General features: G+C 68.7%; 23 protein-coding genes. 13 read left to right on the top strand and 10 right to left on the bottom strand.

Translation table 11 applies throughout. The features are described from left to right. Positions 1-25 precede the first annotated feature (25 nt). Positions 26-319: a MarR family transcriptional regulator gene (locus AUR65_RS19325; RefSeq protein WP_004044502.1), complete on the bottom strand. Its 294-nt coding sequence runs from the start codon at positions 317-319 to the stop codon at positions 26-28. Between the two features lie 124 nt (positions 320-443). Between AUR65_RS19325 and AUR65_RS19320 the strand changes: the two genes are divergently transcribed. The 4 genes from AUR65_RS19320 (at position 444) to AUR65_RS19305 (ending at position 4,194) form a co-directional block, all read left to right on the top strand. Beyond that, on the top strand, positions 444-758 hold the full coding sequence (locus tag AUR65_RS19320) for an EMC6-like membrane protein (RefSeq protein WP_058568712.1): 315 nt from the start codon (positions 444-446) through the stop codon (positions 756-758). 2 nt (positions 759-760) lie between these two features. Beyond that, a complete protein-coding gene (locus AUR65_RS19315; RefSeq protein WP_058568711.1) occupies positions 761-2,575 on the top strand; it encodes a ribosome biogenesis/translation initiation ATPase RLI in 1,815 nt (604 codons plus the stop codon). A gap of 146 nt (positions 2,576-2,721) precedes the next feature. Next, entirely contained in the window at positions 2,722-3,657 is a 936-nt protein-coding gene (locus tag AUR65_RS19310) for a VOC family protein (protein WP_058568710.1), read from the top strand. Positions 3,658-3,711: 54 nt separating this feature from the next. Next, positions 3,712-4,194 (top strand): YbhB/YbcL family Raf kinase inhibitor-like protein, encoded by a 483-nt coding sequence (locus tag AUR65_RS19305; protein WP_058568709.1) that lies wholly within the window; start codon positions 3,712-3,714, stop codon positions 4,192-4,194. Positions 4,195-4,224: 30 nt separating this feature from the next. Here AUR65_RS19305 and rtcA read toward each other — a convergent pair whose 3' ends face one another. The 3 genes from rtcA to AUR65_RS19290 are packed head-to-tail and all read right to left on the bottom strand — an operon-like array spanning position 4,225 to position 6,334. Then, complete coding sequence (gene rtcA, locus AUR65_RS19300; protein ID WP_058568708.1) at positions 4,225-5,304, bottom strand: RNA 3'-terminal phosphate cyclase; 1,080 nt, start codon at positions 5,302-5,304, stop codon at positions 4,225-4,227. Continuing rightward, positions 5,305-5,754: a universal stress protein gene (locus AUR65_RS19295; protein ID WP_058568707.1), complete on the bottom strand. Its 450-nt coding sequence runs from the start codon at positions 5,752-5,754 to the stop codon at positions 5,305-5,307. It abuts the gene before it with no gap. 58 nt (positions 5,755-5,812) lie between these two features. Beyond that, positions 5,813-6,334 carry an archaemetzincin family Zn-dependent metalloprotease gene (locus AUR65_RS19290; RefSeq protein WP_004969113.1) on the bottom strand — a complete coding sequence of 174 codons (522 nt, stop codon included), beginning with the start codon at positions 6,332-6,334 and terminating at the stop codon, positions 5,813-5,815. Positions 6,335-6,373: 39 nt separating this feature from the next. Between AUR65_RS19290 and AUR65_RS19285 the strand changes: the two genes are divergently transcribed. From AUR65_RS19285 to npdG, 4 genes are all read left to right on the top strand, one after another. Next, entirely contained in the window at positions 6,374-6,826 is a 453-nt protein-coding gene (locus tag AUR65_RS19285) for a UPF0146 family protein (protein WP_058568706.1), read from the top strand. 31 nt (positions 6,827-6,857) lie between these two features. After that, the gene (locus AUR65_RS19280) at positions 6,858-7,712 is read left to right on the top strand and encodes a TIGR01548 family HAD-type hydrolase (protein WP_058568705.1); all 855 of its coding nucleotides are present in this window, start codon (positions 6,858-6,860) and stop codon (positions 7,710-7,712) included. A gap of 49 nt (positions 7,713-7,761) precedes the next feature. Continuing rightward, positions 7,762-7,977 (top strand): DUF7534 family protein, encoded by a 216-nt coding sequence (locus AUR65_RS19275; protein WP_008577104.1) that lies wholly within the window; start codon positions 7,762-7,764, stop codon positions 7,975-7,977. A gap of 76 nt (positions 7,978-8,053) precedes the next feature. Then, entirely contained in the window at positions 8,054-8,722 is a 669-nt protein-coding gene (gene npdG, locus AUR65_RS19270; RefSeq protein WP_058568704.1) for an NADPH-dependent F420 reductase, read from the top strand. Between the two features lie 30 nt (positions 8,723-8,752). Here the strand turns inward: npdG and AUR65_RS19265 are convergent, their stop codons facing one another. The 4 genes from AUR65_RS19265 to AUR65_RS19250 form a co-directional block, all read right to left on the bottom strand. After that, positions 8,753-10,006, bottom strand: coding sequence for an MFS transporter (locus AUR65_RS19265; RefSeq protein ID WP_058568703.1), 1,254 nt, complete (start codon positions 10,004-10,006; stop codon positions 8,753-8,755). Positions 10,007-10,232: 226 nt separating this feature from the next. Then, entirely contained in the window at positions 10,233-10,535 is a 303-nt protein-coding gene (hisE, locus tag AUR65_RS19260) for a phosphoribosyl-ATP diphosphatase (protein ID WP_058568702.1), read from the bottom strand. A 101-nt stretch (positions 10,536-10,636) separates the two neighbouring features. Beyond that, positions 10,637-11,245: a pyridoxal 5'-phosphate synthase glutaminase subunit PdxT gene (gene pdxT, locus AUR65_RS19255; RefSeq protein ID WP_058568701.1), complete on the bottom strand. Its 609-nt coding sequence runs from the start codon at positions 11,243-11,245 to the stop codon at positions 10,637-10,639. Positions 11,246-11,307: 62 nt separating this feature from the next. Continuing rightward, positions 11,308-11,472, bottom strand: coding sequence for a preprotein translocase subunit Sec61beta (locus tag AUR65_RS19250; RefSeq protein ID WP_058568700.1), 165 nt, complete (start codon positions 11,470-11,472; stop codon positions 11,308-11,310). 265 nt (positions 11,473-11,737) lie between these two features. On the opposite strand from AUR65_RS19250, the gene trxA reads away from it, so the two are divergent. Together trxA and AUR65_RS19240 are read left to right on the top strand one after the other, a co-directional pair. Continuing rightward, a complete protein-coding gene (trxA, locus tag AUR65_RS19245; RefSeq protein WP_394337347.1) occupies positions 11,738-12,019 on the top strand; it encodes a thioredoxin in 282 nt (93 codons plus the stop codon). A 113-nt stretch (positions 12,020-12,132) separates the two neighbouring features. Then, a complete protein-coding gene (locus AUR65_RS19240; protein WP_004044485.1) occupies positions 12,133-12,279 on the top strand; it encodes a 50S ribosomal protein L40e in 147 nt (48 codons plus the stop codon). Between the two features lie 18 nt (positions 12,280-12,297). On the opposite strand, the gene AUR65_RS19235 is transcribed toward AUR65_RS19240, so the two are convergent. Together AUR65_RS19235 and AUR65_RS19230 are read right to left on the bottom strand one after the other, a co-directional pair. Then, entirely contained in the window at positions 12,298-12,669 is a 372-nt protein-coding gene (locus tag AUR65_RS19235) for a hypothetical protein (protein ID WP_058568698.1), read from the bottom strand. Position 12,670: 1 nt separating this feature from the next. Continuing rightward, a complete protein-coding gene (locus AUR65_RS19230; protein WP_058568697.1) occupies positions 12,671-13,297 on the bottom strand; it encodes an MBL fold metallo-hydrolase in 627 nt (208 codons plus the stop codon). 129 nt (positions 13,298-13,426) lie between these two features. On the opposite strand from AUR65_RS19230, the gene AUR65_RS19225 reads away from it, so the two are divergent. From AUR65_RS19225 to AUR65_RS19215, 3 genes are read left to right on the top strand one after another with little or no spacing between them, the layout of a single operon-like run. Continuing rightward, positions 13,427-13,597 (top strand): DUF5786 family protein, encoded by a 171-nt coding sequence (locus AUR65_RS19225; protein ID WP_004044482.1) that lies wholly within the window; start codon positions 13,427-13,429, stop codon positions 13,595-13,597. After that, complete coding sequence (locus AUR65_RS19220) at positions 13,594-14,205, top strand: endonuclease dU (RefSeq protein ID WP_058568696.1); 612 nt, start codon at positions 13,594-13,596, stop codon at positions 14,203-14,205. Before AUR65_RS19225 ends, AUR65_RS19220 begins: the two co-directional genes overlap by 4 nt. A gap of 24 nt (positions 14,206-14,229) precedes the next feature. Further along, a complete protein-coding gene (locus tag AUR65_RS19215; RefSeq protein WP_058568695.1) occupies positions 14,230-14,826 on the top strand; it encodes a uracil-DNA glycosylase in 597 nt (198 codons plus the stop codon). The last annotated feature ends 18 nt before the right edge of the window (positions 14,827-14,844 follow it).

Below are 14,844 nucleotides of genomic sequence, written 5' to 3'. Positions count from 1 at the left end.
TGCGGTGGTTCCGCGGCGGTTCTGATTACTCGGCGCAGCAGGCCTTTTCTTTGCCGCCGTCGGCTTTGGCCTGCGCCTGCTGCGGCGCGAGATCGGTCAACTGATAGAGGTTCTGTCGGGCGTCGGCGAAGTAGACGTCCTCGTCGACGATACCGATTCCCTCCAGTCGTTCGAGCGCGTAGCGAACGGTTCGCGCCGAGAGCATCGACTCTTCGACGATGCCTTTCTGGGTGAGCGGACCGTTGTATTCGAGCACTTTGAAAACAAGCTTCGCACTCGGTGGGAGGTCGTCGAGACTCTCCTCTTCTGTTCCAGCCATCGTTACGAATCGAAACGCGCTACCAGCATAAACCTTGTTGGCCTGCGACCGGCCGACAACGCTTTATCCGCTCGGCGGCGGGAGGAACGAACGCCTTTTGACGCCGGATATCGCACGGGAACACATGGCCACGGAAACGCAGACCGGACTCTCCAGTCATATTCGCGGAGTGACGGTCACGACACTCGCCTGCCTCGCCGGCATCGCCGCCGCGGTGCTCTCCGGGGTTGTGGTGGGGACGACTCCCGAGGCCGCGACCAATCAGTTGGCCGTGGGTATCCTCGGGGCGCTCGTCCTCGTCCAGTTCCCGGTGCTTCGCGTCGTCGGCGTCGACGTCAACGGGTTCGGCGCGAAGGACTACATCTACGTGGTGTTCATGACCTTCGCGCTCTGGTTCATCACGTTCGCTATCCTGCTGACTTCGGGTGTTCAGCTCTAACGATGGCCGACGATAGTATCGCCGTCGTCGACTTAGACCGGTGTTCCCCCGACCGCTGTAGCTACGAGTGCTCGAACTTCTGTCCGCCGAACCGGACGGGCAAAGAGTGCATCACGCTCCGCGGCGAGGACGCCGAACAGGGCGGTCCCGACCAGGTGCGCATCTCCGAGGAAATCTGCCTCGGCGAGACCTGCGGCATCTGCGTCGAGAAGTGCCCCTTCGATGCAATCGAAATCATCAACCTCCCCTCGGAACTCGACGAGGACCCCACCCACCGTTACGGCGAGAACGCTTTCTCGCTGTACGGGCTTCCGGTCCCCGAAGCCGGCTCGGTGACGGGTATCCTCGGTCCGAACGGTATCGGGAAGACCACGGCCGTCCGCGCCCTCGCGGGCGAGATGGTCCCCAACCTCGGCAACTACGACGAGGAGCCGACGTGGGAGTCCGTCCTCGACCGCTTCCGCGGGACCGAACTCCAGAACTACGTCGAGCGGGTCCGCGACGGCGAGGTTTCCATCGCGCGCAAGCCGCAGTACGTCGACCAGATTCCCAAGCAGTTCGACGGTTCTGCCCGCGACCTCTTGGAGGCGACTGACGAGCGCGGCGCGCTCGACTCCTACATCGACCGCCTCGACATCGGTCCCGTCGTCGACAACGACATCGAGACGCTCTCCGGCGGCGAACTCCAGCGGGTCGCCCTCGCGGCGACGCTCGCCCGCGACCGCGACTTCTACTTCCTCGACGAGATTTCGCCGTACCTCGACATCGGCCAGCGCGTCACCGCCGCGCGGCTCATCCGCGAACTCGCGGAGGAAGAAGACCGCGCGGTGCTCGTGGTCGAACACGACCTCGCAATCCTCGACCTGCTCGCCGACACGCTCCACGTCGCCTACGGTGAGCCCGGCGCGTACGGTGTCGTCACCGACCCCAAGTCGGTCCGAAACGGCATCAACGAGTACCTGAAAGGGTACCTCTCGAACGAGAACATGCGCATCCGCCCGGAGGCCATCACCTTCGAGGAGCACGCGCCGCGCGAGACGACGAAGGCCGAACCCCTCATCGAGTACCCCGACCTCGCCAAGTCCTACGGCGAGGGCGAGTTCTCGCTCGACGTGGAGTCCGGCACCATCTACAACGGCGAAGTGCTCGGCATCGTCGGCCCCAACGGTATCGGGAAGTCGACGCTCGCACAGCTCTTTACGGGCGACCTGACGCCCGACGTGGGCGACCTCGACTTCGCGCTCGACATCTCGTACAAGCCGCAGTACATCGAAATCGACCAGCCGATGCGGGTCGACGCGTTCCTCTCGTCCATCACCGACCAGTTCGGCTCGTCGTACTGGAACACCGAAATCGCGAACCCGCTCCAGCTCAACCGTATCATGGAGCGCAACCTCACCGACCTCTCCGGTGGCGAGCGCCAGCGCGTCGCCATCGCGGCGTGCCTCTCGCAGGACGCCGACCTCTACCTGCTCGACGAGCCGTCGGCCCACCTCGACGTGGAACAGCGTGTGCAGGCCACCTCGGCCATCCGCCGCTACGCCGAGAACCACGACGCGACGGTCATGGTCATCGACCACGACATCTACATGATGGACCTGCTCGCGGACCGCCTGATGGTGTTCGACGGCGAGCCGTCCATCGAGGGCCACGCCTCGAAACCGCAGGAGATGCGCGACGGCATGAACGACTTCCTGTCGGACCTCGACATCACGTTCCGCCGCGACGAGCGCACCCAGCGCCCGCGCATCAACAAGCCCGACTCGCAGCTCGACCGCGAGCAGAAGCGCGCCGGCGAGTACTACTACGCCGAATAGCGACTCGGCACCCGGGCGTTCGGTGCTCGCGTTTCCGTCACGCTTCGGTCCTTTTTCGAACCTACTGACTCCCGGTTACACGCCGCGCAGCGAGTGACTCCGATGTTACTACGGACGTTTTCACGGCCACGCTCGAAGACGGAGGTATGACGAACGATTCCCCATCCGACGGCTCGCTCACGGACGACACCCACCTCGGTCGGGTCGCGCTCCGCGTCGGCTCGCTCGACCGCGTCGTCCCGTTCTACCGCGACGTGGTCGGCCTCGCCGTCGAGCGCGAACGCGACGGCTCGCGGGCGGTTCTCTCGGCCGGTGAGACCCCCGTCGTCGTCCTCGACGAAGCACCCGACGCCCCGGAGCGCGGCCGCCGCGAAGCCGGGTTGTTCCACCTCGCGGTTCGCGTGCCCGACCGGGGCGCGCTCGGTGACGTGCTCTCCCGCGCCCGAACCCGCGCCAGCGACGCCGGCGCGACCCTCTCCGGCGCGTCCGACCACCTCGTCAGCGAGGCGCTGTACTTCCGCGACCCGGAGGGCAACGGCGTCGAGGTCTACCACGACCGCCCCCGCGAGGAGTGGCCGTGGACCGGCGATCGCCGGGTGTCGATGGACACGCTCTCGCTGGACCTCGGGTCGCTCGCCGACGACGCCGACGGCGGGGACCGCGCGCCCGACGGCACCGACCTCGGCCACGTCCACCTCGAAGTCACGAACGTCCCCCGTTCGCGGGACTTCTACGTCGATGCGCTCGGCATGCGCGTCCGCGACGAGGGTTACCCCAACGCGTCGTTCGTCGCCGCCGGCGAGTACCACCACCACGTCGGCCTGAACAGTTGGAACAACCGGAGCGCCCCGGTCGGTGAGGGTCGCGGCATCGAGTGGTTCGAAGTCGTCGTCCCCGACGCCGAGACGCTCGACGCGGTCCGCGAGTCGCTCGTCGCCGGCGGCCACGAGTTCGACGAGGCCGAGTCCGACGACGGTAACGCGGCCGACGCGACTGACGCGGCCGCCGCGGCCGCCACGACCGATTCGCTCGTCCTCTCCGACCCCGACGGAATCGGCGTTCGCGTCGTTCGCGGGCGCTGACGCGTCGGTTTCCCCGAACGAATCGTTTTGTCGCTGGTCGCCTAACGGGACGGTATGATATCGAGCGATTCGAGCGAGCGCCGTCGTGGGCTCACCCTCCAGAGCCCGGCGTTCGACGACGGAAGCCCGATACCCCGCACGCACGGCTACGCGACCGAAAACGAGAGCCCGCCGCTCCGAATCGGCGGTGTTCCCCCGGGAACTGTCTCGCTCGCGCTCGTGATGGACGACCCCGACGCGGTGAAGCCCGCGGGCGAGGTGTGGGACCACTGGCTCGTCTGGAACATCGACCCCGAGACCGACGCCATCGAGGCGGGTGAGACGCCGCCGGGCGCGGTCGAGGGAACCAACAGCTACGGCGAACCGGGCTACGGCGGCCCGAACCCACCGGACGGCGAGCACGCCTACCGCTTCCTGCTGTACGCGCTCGATGCACCGTTGGACCTCGACGCGGGCGCGACGAAGGCCGACCTGAAGCGCGCCATCGCGGGACACGTCATCGCCGAGACGCAGTTGACCGGGACCTACGCGCCCTGAGCTGAGCCGGTCGCTTCGTGAAATCGGGCGTCACCGACCGCCGTCGGACTCGACGACTGCGCCCGACCCCGCGCCGCCATCACCGTCGCTGTCGTCGCCCGCTCGAAGCGTCACGTCGTAGCCGAAGGCCCGAATCACGTCGAGGTTTGTCCGCACGTGGTCCGTGACGGCCGGAATCCGCACGCGCCCCCCGGCGAGCGCGACCCAGACGAGCAGTTGGTCGGCCATGTGGCGGTCCACGGGCGCGTCGCCGCCGAACCAGTCGAGGAACGACGCGGCCGCTCGCGACCCGACTGCTTCGGCCGGCGTGCCGCGCTCGCCGTAGGCGTCGAAGCCGGCGACGAGCGACCCGGAGCCGTCGCCGTCTCTCTCATCCTCTCCGCCCCGCGCGACGACGACCACGACCGACCCGGGCGAGTCGCTTTCGACCGACGAGACCGCGGCGTGAACGGGGAGTTCGACGCCGGCCTCGGCGAGCGCGTCGCGGACGCCTTCGACCTGTCGGTCGGCCACCGCGGCGTCCGCGAGCGACTCGCTCGCGACCGAGTAGACCCGGAGTTCGTCGGGGTCCGCGCGGCGGGACAGCGCCAGCGGGGTCGGCTCGGCCGGTTCGATTCGGAGCGAGAGCGCGCCGCCGCCGGCCGGGTAGAAGCCGCGGCGAGGCACCGAGACGCCGAAGTCGACGCCGAACGCCGAACACAGCGGGCGCTTCACGTACCGGAGGTAGTCCGCCGGCGGCGACCACCGAACGTCGGTGCCGCCGGTGACGGCGAGCGAAAGCGGGTCGTCGAGGGCGACGGCCGCCGGAAGCACCGTCTCACAGACGAGCGTCGCGCTCCCGGCGGTGCCGACGGCCGCCTCGACGGGGTCGGTTCGGAGGTCACCGGGCGAAAACCGGAGCCTCGATGACCCGACGTCTCCGCCCTCGACCTCCGCGTTCGAGACGGCGGCCGCGACCGAGACGCAGGCGACGTGCTGGGCCTTCAGCCCGGGCGTCGAGCGGTTCCCGCGGACGTTCGTCATCTCGAACGGCTCGCCGGTGACGAGCGAGAGCGCGAGGGCGGTTCGCAGGGGTTGCCCGCCGCCGTCGCGGCCGTCGAGTCGGCGCATTCAGCGGACGACGGTGACGGGGCAGGACGCCCGTTCGACCAGTTCCTTGGCGACGCTCCCGACCAGCCCCTCGTAGCGCTTCGAGAGGCCGCGGTGGCCGACGAAGATGCCGTCCGCGTCCGCCTCGTCGGCGTAGGTCGGAATCGCCTCGACGGGGTCGCCGTAGAGGAGTTCCGTGGTCGCTTCGACGCCCGCGTCGGCGGCGTGCTCGGCGGCCGCTTGCAGGACGTGTTCGGCGCGCGATTCCGCGTCTTCGAGGCTCTCGGCGACGATTCGGTCGCCGGTTCTGGCGACCCCCGTGACGGGCTCCTCGCCGCCTTCGACGAGGACCTGCGGTTCGACTGCGTGGACGATGGTGACCGTCGCACCCAGCGGTTCGAGCATCGTGAGCGCGTGGTCGAGCGCTCTGTCGGCGGCCGCAGAGCCGTCTACTGCAACGACGAAGTTCATACCTGAATACAGGTGCCGAGACGAGAAAAAGGGTGAGACGGCGCTCGCACTCAGAGAACTAGTGAACGAGCCGACTGCAGGTGCCGCAGAGGTTCTCCTCTTTCACGTCCACCTCGCGGACCGTCGGCGAGAATGACATGACGCACTTGTTGTTGTCGCAGTGTTCGAGGCCGAGGGTGTGGCCGATCTCGTGGACGACCTCCTTGCGCACGCGGTCGGACAGCACCTCGTCGGCGGGCTTGTTCGTGATGCCGCCGTCGGTTGAGGTCTGGAGTCGGTAGGTGGAGATGACGGAGCCGTTGCCGTTGAGGTACGCGAGGCCGAAGACGTAGTTTCGGCGGCGGTAGTAGAGGTCCTTCTCCGTGATGCCGATGTTCTTCTCGCCGCGGCCGATGCGACTCGCCAGTTCGATGAACTGCTCGGCCCGGTACTGGTTTCGGCTCCGGTCGAACGCGCCCTCGGGAATCGCCTGATTCGAGTGCACGGTCACGTCGCAGTCGTAGACGGAGCGGAGTCCGGCGGATGCCTCCCGCTTGACGGCCGCAGAAATATCCCCGATAGGCACGATATCGACGAGCATGCGAGGGATTAAGCGGGGACGCTTCATAAATATCCCGACGTGAAAAAATCGCTGCGCGACGCGCTCGTCGCACGGTTGTCGGGATACGACCGCGGGGTCGAAGTCGGCGTCGGTCGGGAGCCCTCGGTGGCGGCCGCCCTCGCCGACCGCGGGGTCGACGTGGTCGCCGTCGACGTCCACGACTTTCCCGTCCCCGACGGCGTCTCCTTCGTCCGCGACGACGTGTTCGCCCGCGCCGACGCCTCGGACCTCGGCCCCTACGCCGACGCCGGCGTCGTCTACGCCCTGAACGTCCCCGTCGAACTCCACCGACCCGCCGCGGAGGTCGCCCGCCGCGCCGACGCCGACTTCCTGTTCACCACGCTCGGCTACGACGAGCCCTCGATTCCGGTCGCCCGCGAGTCGCTTCCGGGCGACACCCTGTACGTCGCCGAGCGCGGACGGCGGGGCCAGCGCGCCCGGCGGGACGAGCCCGGTCGGGCCCAAGAGTAAGGCACTTGCCCGCTCGCCGCGCGCTTCCGGTATGCACGCGGACGCTGTCGTCCTCGATATCGACGGAGTGCTCGTCGACGTCGCCGACTCCTACCGGCGCGCCATCGTCGAATCCGTGGACCGACACTACGGCACGACTATCTCCCGCGACGAGGTCCAACTGTTCAAGGACGCCGGCGGCTTCAACAACGACTGGGAACTGACGTACGCGGCGGCGCTGTACGTCCTCGCCGCCCGCGAAATCGACCTGTCGGTCGCCGAGTTCACCGACGAAATCGAGTCTCGCGGCGGCGGCCTCGACGCCGCCGAGGCGACCGTCGAAGCCCTGCTCTCCGACCCGAGCGTCGTCTTCGACGAGTGGGACCCCGAGGCGATCCGGGAGACGTTTCAGGCGCTCTACCTCGGAAGCGACCTTTACTGCGACCTCGAAGGCGGCGACCCGCCGTTCGAGGCCGCCGGCTACATCCACGACGAACCCGTGCTCCTCCGCCCGGAGACGCTCGACGCCTTCGGCGACCGCGAACTCGGCGTCGTCACCGGCCGCCCCAGCGCCGAGGCCGATATCGCGCTCGACCGCGTCAATCTCGACGTGGCTGACGACCACCGGTTCACGATGGACGACTGGGAGGAGGGCAAGCCCCACCCGGCCGCGCTCGTGACCGTCGCGGAGCGCCTCGGAGCCGATTCGGTCGTCTTCGTCGGCGACACCCTCGACGACGTGAAGACGGCGCTGAACGCCGACGCCGCGGACCCCGACCGCGTCTACTACGGCGTCGGCGTCCTCTCGGGCGGCCTGACCGGCGACGACGGCCGACAGAAGTTCTCCGAAATCGGCGCGGCCGCCGTCGTCGAGGACGTGAACGAGGTTCCGGACCTCCTCGACTGATGGTTCTGACCCCGACTCAGACTCCCGTTTCGCCGCCGGAGGGCCGCTGATGGGACACCTCCGCGCCTTCGTCGTCACGCTGCTCGCGCTCGACGCGCTCGTGGTCGTCGTCGGGACGTACCTCCTGCCGCCGGACCCGTTCACGCAGTTGTTCCTCGTCGGGCCGCTCCTGCTTTTGGCCCCGGTGGTCGCGTGGTGGCTCGTCTACCGCGACGGCTTCGAGCGGGTGCAGGCGCTCTTCGAGTCCGACGACGAACGTCCGTAGCTCTCCCGCGCCCGAACACAGGCAGAACCGACCGGTCGCACAACCCTTTAGGTCGGCTCGGTCCGGAGGTGTGTGTATGCGAATCGCACTCCTCGGTGGGACCGGCGACATCGGCGAGGGCCTCGCCCTCCGCTGGGCCTACCACACCGACCACGAGGTCATCATCGGGTCGCGCGACCCCGACAAGGCCCGCGCGAAGGCCGACGAGTACGAGACCGAACTCTCCAGCCGCGGCCGCGACGTGAAGGTAAACGGCTTCACGAACGAGATGGCCGCCGACCGCGCCTCCGTGGTCGTCCTCGCCGTGCCGCCGTACCACGTCTCCGACACCATCGAGGCCGTCGCCGACTCCCTGTCCGAAGGCGACGTGCTCGTCACGCCCGCGGCGGGCATCAAGCGCGACGACGACGGCTTCCACTACCACCCGCCGAAGGCGGGGAGCGTGACGGCGCTCGTCGCCGACGCGGCCCCCGACGACGTGCCGGTCGTCGGCGCGTTCCACAACCTCGCGGCCGGCCGACTGGCCGACCTCGACGCCGACCTCGGCATCGACACGCTCCTCGTCGCCGACGACGAGGACGCCAAGGAGACGGTGCGCCTGCTCGCCGAGGGCATCGACGGCCTCCGCGCCCTCGACGGCGGCGGCCTCGCCAACGCCCCCGAAATCGAGGCGGTGACGCCGCTTCTCATCAACGTCGCACAGAACAACGACGGCCTACACGACCTCGGCATCGAGTTCAAGTAGCGCCGTTCGACCCGCACCCGAAGCCATTTTTCACGACAGTTCCGACCGCGGCACCGTCGCGGCCTCCCCGTAGAGCGTCCGCGCCACGAGCAGTCCGACGACGACGACGAGCGCGACGCAGGCGAGGTACTCGACGCGGAAGCCGACCACCTCGGCCAGCGGGACGGCCACGAGCGGGCCGAGCGTCGACCCCGAGTCGCCGAAGACGTTGTAGACGCCGCCGAGTTTGCCCACGTCGTCGGCCGGGCTGAGGTCGCCGAGATAGGCCAACAGCGGCGGGTTCGACCCGCCGACGCCGATGCCGATGAGCGCCACGCCCGCGAGCGTCGAAGGGAGCGTCGGCACGAGCGCCAACAGCGCGAACCCGGACGCGAGGACGCCCAGCGCGGGGAGGGTCAGCGCCGCGCGGTTCGACAGACGGTCGGAGTACCGGCCGACGACGAGCGTCGTGACGCTCGACGCGACGACGCCGACGGCCATCACGACGCCGCTGACGCCGGCTCCGGAGAGGCCGCCGAGCGAGATGTCGTTCGCCGTCGCGTACAGCACGGCCGTCGAGAGGAGGACGCCCGCAAACAGGAATCGGACGGCGAAGTTGACGGTGCCGACGGTGAAGATGCGGATGTCCGAGCGCACCAGTCGCGGCACGTCGCGGAGCGAACTCGCCGCCGTCACGTCGGTCTGCACGTCCGGGAGAACGGAGATAGCGACGAGGGCGGCGAACAGGCCCGCGCACCCCGCGACGGCGAACGCGGTGGCGTAGCCGAACGCGTCGGTGACGAGGCCGCCGACCACGAGACCCGCGGGGAAGCCGAGGCTCTGCCCGCCGCGCATGTAGCCGACCCACTTCCCGCGGTTTTCGGCCGAGGTGACGTGCGTGATGGTGCTGAACGCGCCGACGAAGACGAACGCCGAGCCGACGCCCCAGCAGGCCCGCGACAGGAGGAAGATAGTCGCGCTGTCGAGCGGAATCGGACCGGGGTTCAGTCCGAGGACGTAGCCGAACGGCGACAGCCCCTGCACGACGAACCCGGCTATCATCGGCCGGCGCGTCCCCATCCGGTCGAGTATCTGCCCGGCGGGCGTGTTCACGACCAGTCGGGTGAACCGGTTCGCCGAGAGGATGAGACCGACCACGAACGGCGTGATGCCGATGATGGGGCCGAGCGTCGGGAGCGTCGGGAAGGCGACGCCCGCGCCGACGCCGCCGAAGAAGACGCCCGCGATGAGGCTCCCGGCGACGAACTCGACTGACGGCTCGTCGCCGCCGAACAGCCGACTCACGCGGCCGACCCTCGGGAGGCGGGCGCGGCGTAGTGGGGCGTGAGATGCGCGGGAACGGACTGGCTGACGCGAGTTCGGAGGGCGTGCATCGAGAGGGTGCGCTATCGTGGGTGCACGCTCTTGGTGCTTTGCAATCGGGCCGTCTCGTCCGGGAACTGCGGGCGGCGAGCGGCTATCGGCGACGGCATCGCAGTCGCGGTCGCGGTCGCGGTCGCGGGAAACCGTCTCAGAAGCGGGTTTTCAGCTCTTCGCGCAGGTCGTCGAGCGAGGCGTCCTTCATCGACAACAGGACGAGCAGGTGGTAGACGAGGTCGGCGCTCTCGTAGAGCAGTTCCTCGCCGTCGTCGTCCTTGGCCGCGAGGATGGTCTCTGTCGTCTCCTCGCCGAGCTTTTCGAGGACGTAGTTCTCGCCTTTCTCGTGGGTGAAAAGCGTCGTCGTGTAGGAGTCTTCCGGGAGTTCCGCCTTGCGCGACTCGATGGTCGCAAAGAGTTCGTCTAAGACCTCCTCGGTCGGGGTGTCGGCGTCCATGGTCGCACGACGGGCGGGCGCGGAAAAAGACCCTCTGGTTCCGGCGGGCGGTCGGCCAGCCTCGGTCGGACGGGCGACCGACGCTCCGGCCGGCCGACCGCTCAGGCGTCGGCTTCGACCGCGAGTTCGTCGAAGAACGCGAGGTCGTGGATGCGGCTGTCGGGGGTCAGTTCGGGGTGGAACGAGGTGCCGACGACGGGGCCGTCGCGGACGGCGACCGGGTTGCCGTCCCACTCGGCGAGCACCTCGACGCCCTCACCGACCTCGTCGATGAGGGGCGCGCGGATGAACACCGCGGGGAACGGCGAATCGAGGCCGCTCACGTCCAGCGGGGCCTCGAAACTGTCGACCTGTCGGCCGAAGGCGTTGCGGTCGACCGTCACGTCGAGGAGGTCGAGCGTCGTCACGCGGTCGTCCTTGGCGTCGCGGGAGGCCACGATGAGGCCGGCGCAGGTGGCGAGGACGGGTTTGCCGGCCTCGACGTGGGCGCGAATCTCGTCGTCGATGCCCTCGCGTTCGAGAAGCCGGGAGATGGTCGTGGACTCGCCGCCCGGCATGAGTAACACGTCGCAGTCGGGGACGAGGCCGTCGCTTCGAATCTCGACGATTTCGGCGTCGACGCCGTGGGCCGCGGCGGCCCGCTCGACGGCGTCGGCGTGTTCGGACACGTCGCCCTGCACGGCGACGACGCCGGCGCGTAGCGTAGTCATGGAGGGGTCTCGGGAAGCCGCGAACAAAAAGCGTCCGTTCGGCGGTCGGTGGTCGGCGTCGTTCAGAACGCGAGCGCGTTCAGCACCAGAATACCGATGCCGAACAGCGCTCCCGTGGCGACGATGGTCTTGGGGTCGACTCGAATCGCGTTGCGGTCCTCCGCGTCGAAGTAGCGGACGAGGCCCGCGCTCGACATCAGACCGCCGCTGTTCTGGCCCTTGCTCATGTCCCACCGTCCGTGCGTCCGCCGCGTAAACGTTTCGGCTCGCGGTCGGGGCCGGGCGGTGGGCGGTCGGAACTGGGGTGGGCGAGCGAGACTGAGTGGCGGGTGGTCGGCCCGCGTCCCGACGTACCGGAGACAATCAGTTCGTCCTCCGAGCCGATTTGCGGCTTTCTCGGCGCTTTACGGTCCGGAATCGCCCGAATCGCCCGGGCACACAACCGGAGAGCCGCGGGCCCATGAGTAATCCTTATGCGCGGGGGCAGGCAAGTTGCGGCGGGATACGATGACTGTTCGACTCTTGGACTTCTACGCGGACTGGTGCGGCCCTTGTAAGACGCAGGACCCGATTCTCGACGACCTCGAGGGCGACTACGAGGACGTCGAGTTCGTCAAGGTCGACGTCGACGAGGAACAGGACGTTGCCAACCAGTATCAGGTTCGCTCGCTCCCGACGCTCATCGTCGAGAACGACGACGGCATCGTCGACCGCTTCGTGGGCGTCACCCAGCGCGACGACATCGAATCGGCGCTGAGCCAGGCCGGCGCGTAGGCGCGCCGCGGACCGCCGCGTTTTCCGACCCATCCGGACGACCGCCGAGAGCGCCGCGAGCACCGGCGGTGTGTCTCGCAAGCGTTATACGACCGGCGGCGGGACTCGTATGCATGGCTAGTGACGCTGCGACGAAGCGGACGCTCGAGAAGCAGATTTGCATGCGGTGCAACGCGCGCAACCCCCAGAAGGCCAAGCAGTGCCGCAAGTGCGGCTACAAGCACCTTCGACCCAAGTCGAAGGAACGCCGCGCCGCGTAAGCCCGCACGCTTCTCTCTTTAGGCGTCTCGCCGATACAGCTCGAACAGGACCGCGATGAGCGCGAGCTGGACGAGTTTGTCCACGATGCCGCCGATACCGAAGATGTTCGGCCAGTTGAGCGCGACGTAGAGGACCACCTGCCCGGCGGTGAAGGGGATGCCGAGCAACACCACCCGCGAGCGGAGGCGCTCGTCGCCGCGCAGGATGCCCACGATGCCGGCCGCGAAGCCCGCGGCGGCCCCGATGAACGCGATGCCGAGCGGGTCGGCGAGGTTCGCGGCCAACGCGCCCGCCCCGAGCGCGAGGTGAATCACGCCGGTCACGGCCGCGAGGCCGACACCGATGTAGTGGAGTCGCGTCAGGCCGCTTTCCGTTCCCTCGGCCGCCATCTCACTCCTCCGGGTACTTCGGCTCGCGCCGCTCCGCGCGTTCGATGGCGCGTTCGAGCGCGTCGCGGACGGTGTCGCCGCCGGTCTCGTTCTCGAAGGGGTCGCCGTGGCCGGCGTACAGCGCCTCGACCGTCGAGGGTAGGCGGTCGAGGAGCGTGTGCAGGCTACTGATGAGACGCTCGCGGGACTGCCCCGGCATGTCGGTGCGGCCGAAACTGCCGTCGTCGAACGCGCCGTCGTTGTAGACGAACACGTCGCCGGAGAACAGCGACCGCCCGCTCACGAGCGAGACGTGGTCGTCGGCGTGGCCGGGCGTGTAGACGACCTCGAACGACTCGTCGCCCATCTCCACGTGGTCGCCGTCTTCGAGTTCGTGGGTTCGAAGCGGGTGGTCGGCGTAGGCGTACACGTCGGGGTCGAACCGCTCGACCACCGCGTCGAGTTCGCCCACGTGGTCGGAGTGCTGGTGGGTGACGACCACCGCGTCGAGGTCGTCTGTGTGTTCGGCGACGACCGCCTCGACGCCCGGCATGGTCCCGGCGTCGACGAGGGCGGTCCGGTCGCCGAGGACGAGATAGGCGTTGCAGGTGAAGGTCTCGGCGTCGGCGGTGACTGGGATGACTTCCATACTGCCGCGTACGCGCTCGACCGGAAAAAGTCGGGCGGGTGAGGCGTCGTCCCGCCACGTGAATCGCCCCCAGACATCGGACTCACGCGACAAATCCTTTTTGGGGCTCGGTCGTGTACGTGTGACTGTATGGGATTTGGGAGCTACGACGAGTCCGAACAAGGAGACCAGAACGTCGACTTCGACGAGGAAGACGGCGTCACGACGAGTGAGGAGAAACACGAGGGCGAAGTCGATTTCGAAATCGGCGCGTCCAACGACGAACTCCTCGACCGGCTCCAGGAGATTAAAGACGAGTGAAGTCGGGGTCTCGCGCCCTCGGGGTCGCGGAATCCTACCCCGGGGCGGCGCGCGCACCCACAGACGACGCTGGCGACGCACATTTTTCGACAGACCTGTCTCCGGAGAGCGTCCTCTGCGGCGCGGTCGTCCGCGCCGACCGGGTCGTCGACGGCCTCGCCTTCGAGACGTGCACCGTCGGCAGCGACGACGCGACCGACGCCATCGCCTCGCTGTACGCCTCGCTCGACCGGGAAGACGTGCGCTACCTGCTCGTCTCCGGCATCGCCCCGGCGTGGTTCAACCTCGTCGATATCGAACGCCTCGCGGCGGACCTTGACCGCCCGGTGTTGTCGGTCTCCTTCGAGGAAAGCGAGGGGCTCGAATCCGCGCTCGCGGCGCATTTCTCGGGCGCGGCGCTCGACCGGCGGCTCGCCGTCTACCGCACGGCCCCGCCTCGACGCCCCGTCGAGGTGAACGGCGAGACGGTGTTCGTCCGGGCTGCCGGCTGCGACGACGACGAGGCCGCGCGGGTCGTCCGCGGCTTTACCCCGAGCGGCGGCCGCCCCGAGCCGATTCGCGTGGCCCGGATGGCCGCCCGAGCGGCGCGACGCTTCGCCGGGGATTAAGCCGTCCCCGCCCTCGAACCGAGTATGGAACACATGGAGGGCCTCTGCGTGACGGGCTGTGAGCGATGCCCCGAACTCGTCGACTCGCGGAGTCGCATCGTCAACGGGGTCGGTCCCGACGACGCCGACCTGCTCTTCCTCGGCGAAGCGCCGGGCGCGAAGGAAGACGAGGGCGGCGAGCCGTTCGTGGGTCGCTCCGGCTCCGTGCTGGACGACGCGCTCCGCGAGGCCGGCCTCGCCCGCGCCGACGTTCGCATCACCAACTGCGTGCGGTGCCGACCGCCGGACAACCGCGACCCGACGAGCGACGAACTGTCGAACTGCCGGGGCTACCTCGCCCGCGAACTCGAACTCGTCGACCCCGAGCTAATCGTCACCCTCGGGAAAGTGCCCTCGCAGCACCTGCTCGACCGCGGCGTCGCCATCACGAACGAGTCCGGATCGGTCGTGGACGCCCGCGTCGGCGACGCCTCCTACCGCGTCCTTCTCTCGGTTCACCCCGCGGCGACGCTCTACGACCGGAGCCAGCGCGAGGGCTTCTTCGAGACTATCGCGCGCGCCGCCGACCTCTCGGGACTCGCCGACTCCTCGGACGGACAGGCCAGCCTCGGCGACTTCTGACGCGGCGAGAGGTGACCG

It is taken from the genome of Haloferax marisrubri (assembly GCF_001469875.2).
Taxonomy (GTDB): domain Archaea; phylum Halobacteriota; class Halobacteria; order Halobacteriales; family Haloferacaceae; genus Haloferax; species Haloferax marisrubri.
This window is presented reverse-complemented; position numbering and strand designations above follow the sequence as displayed.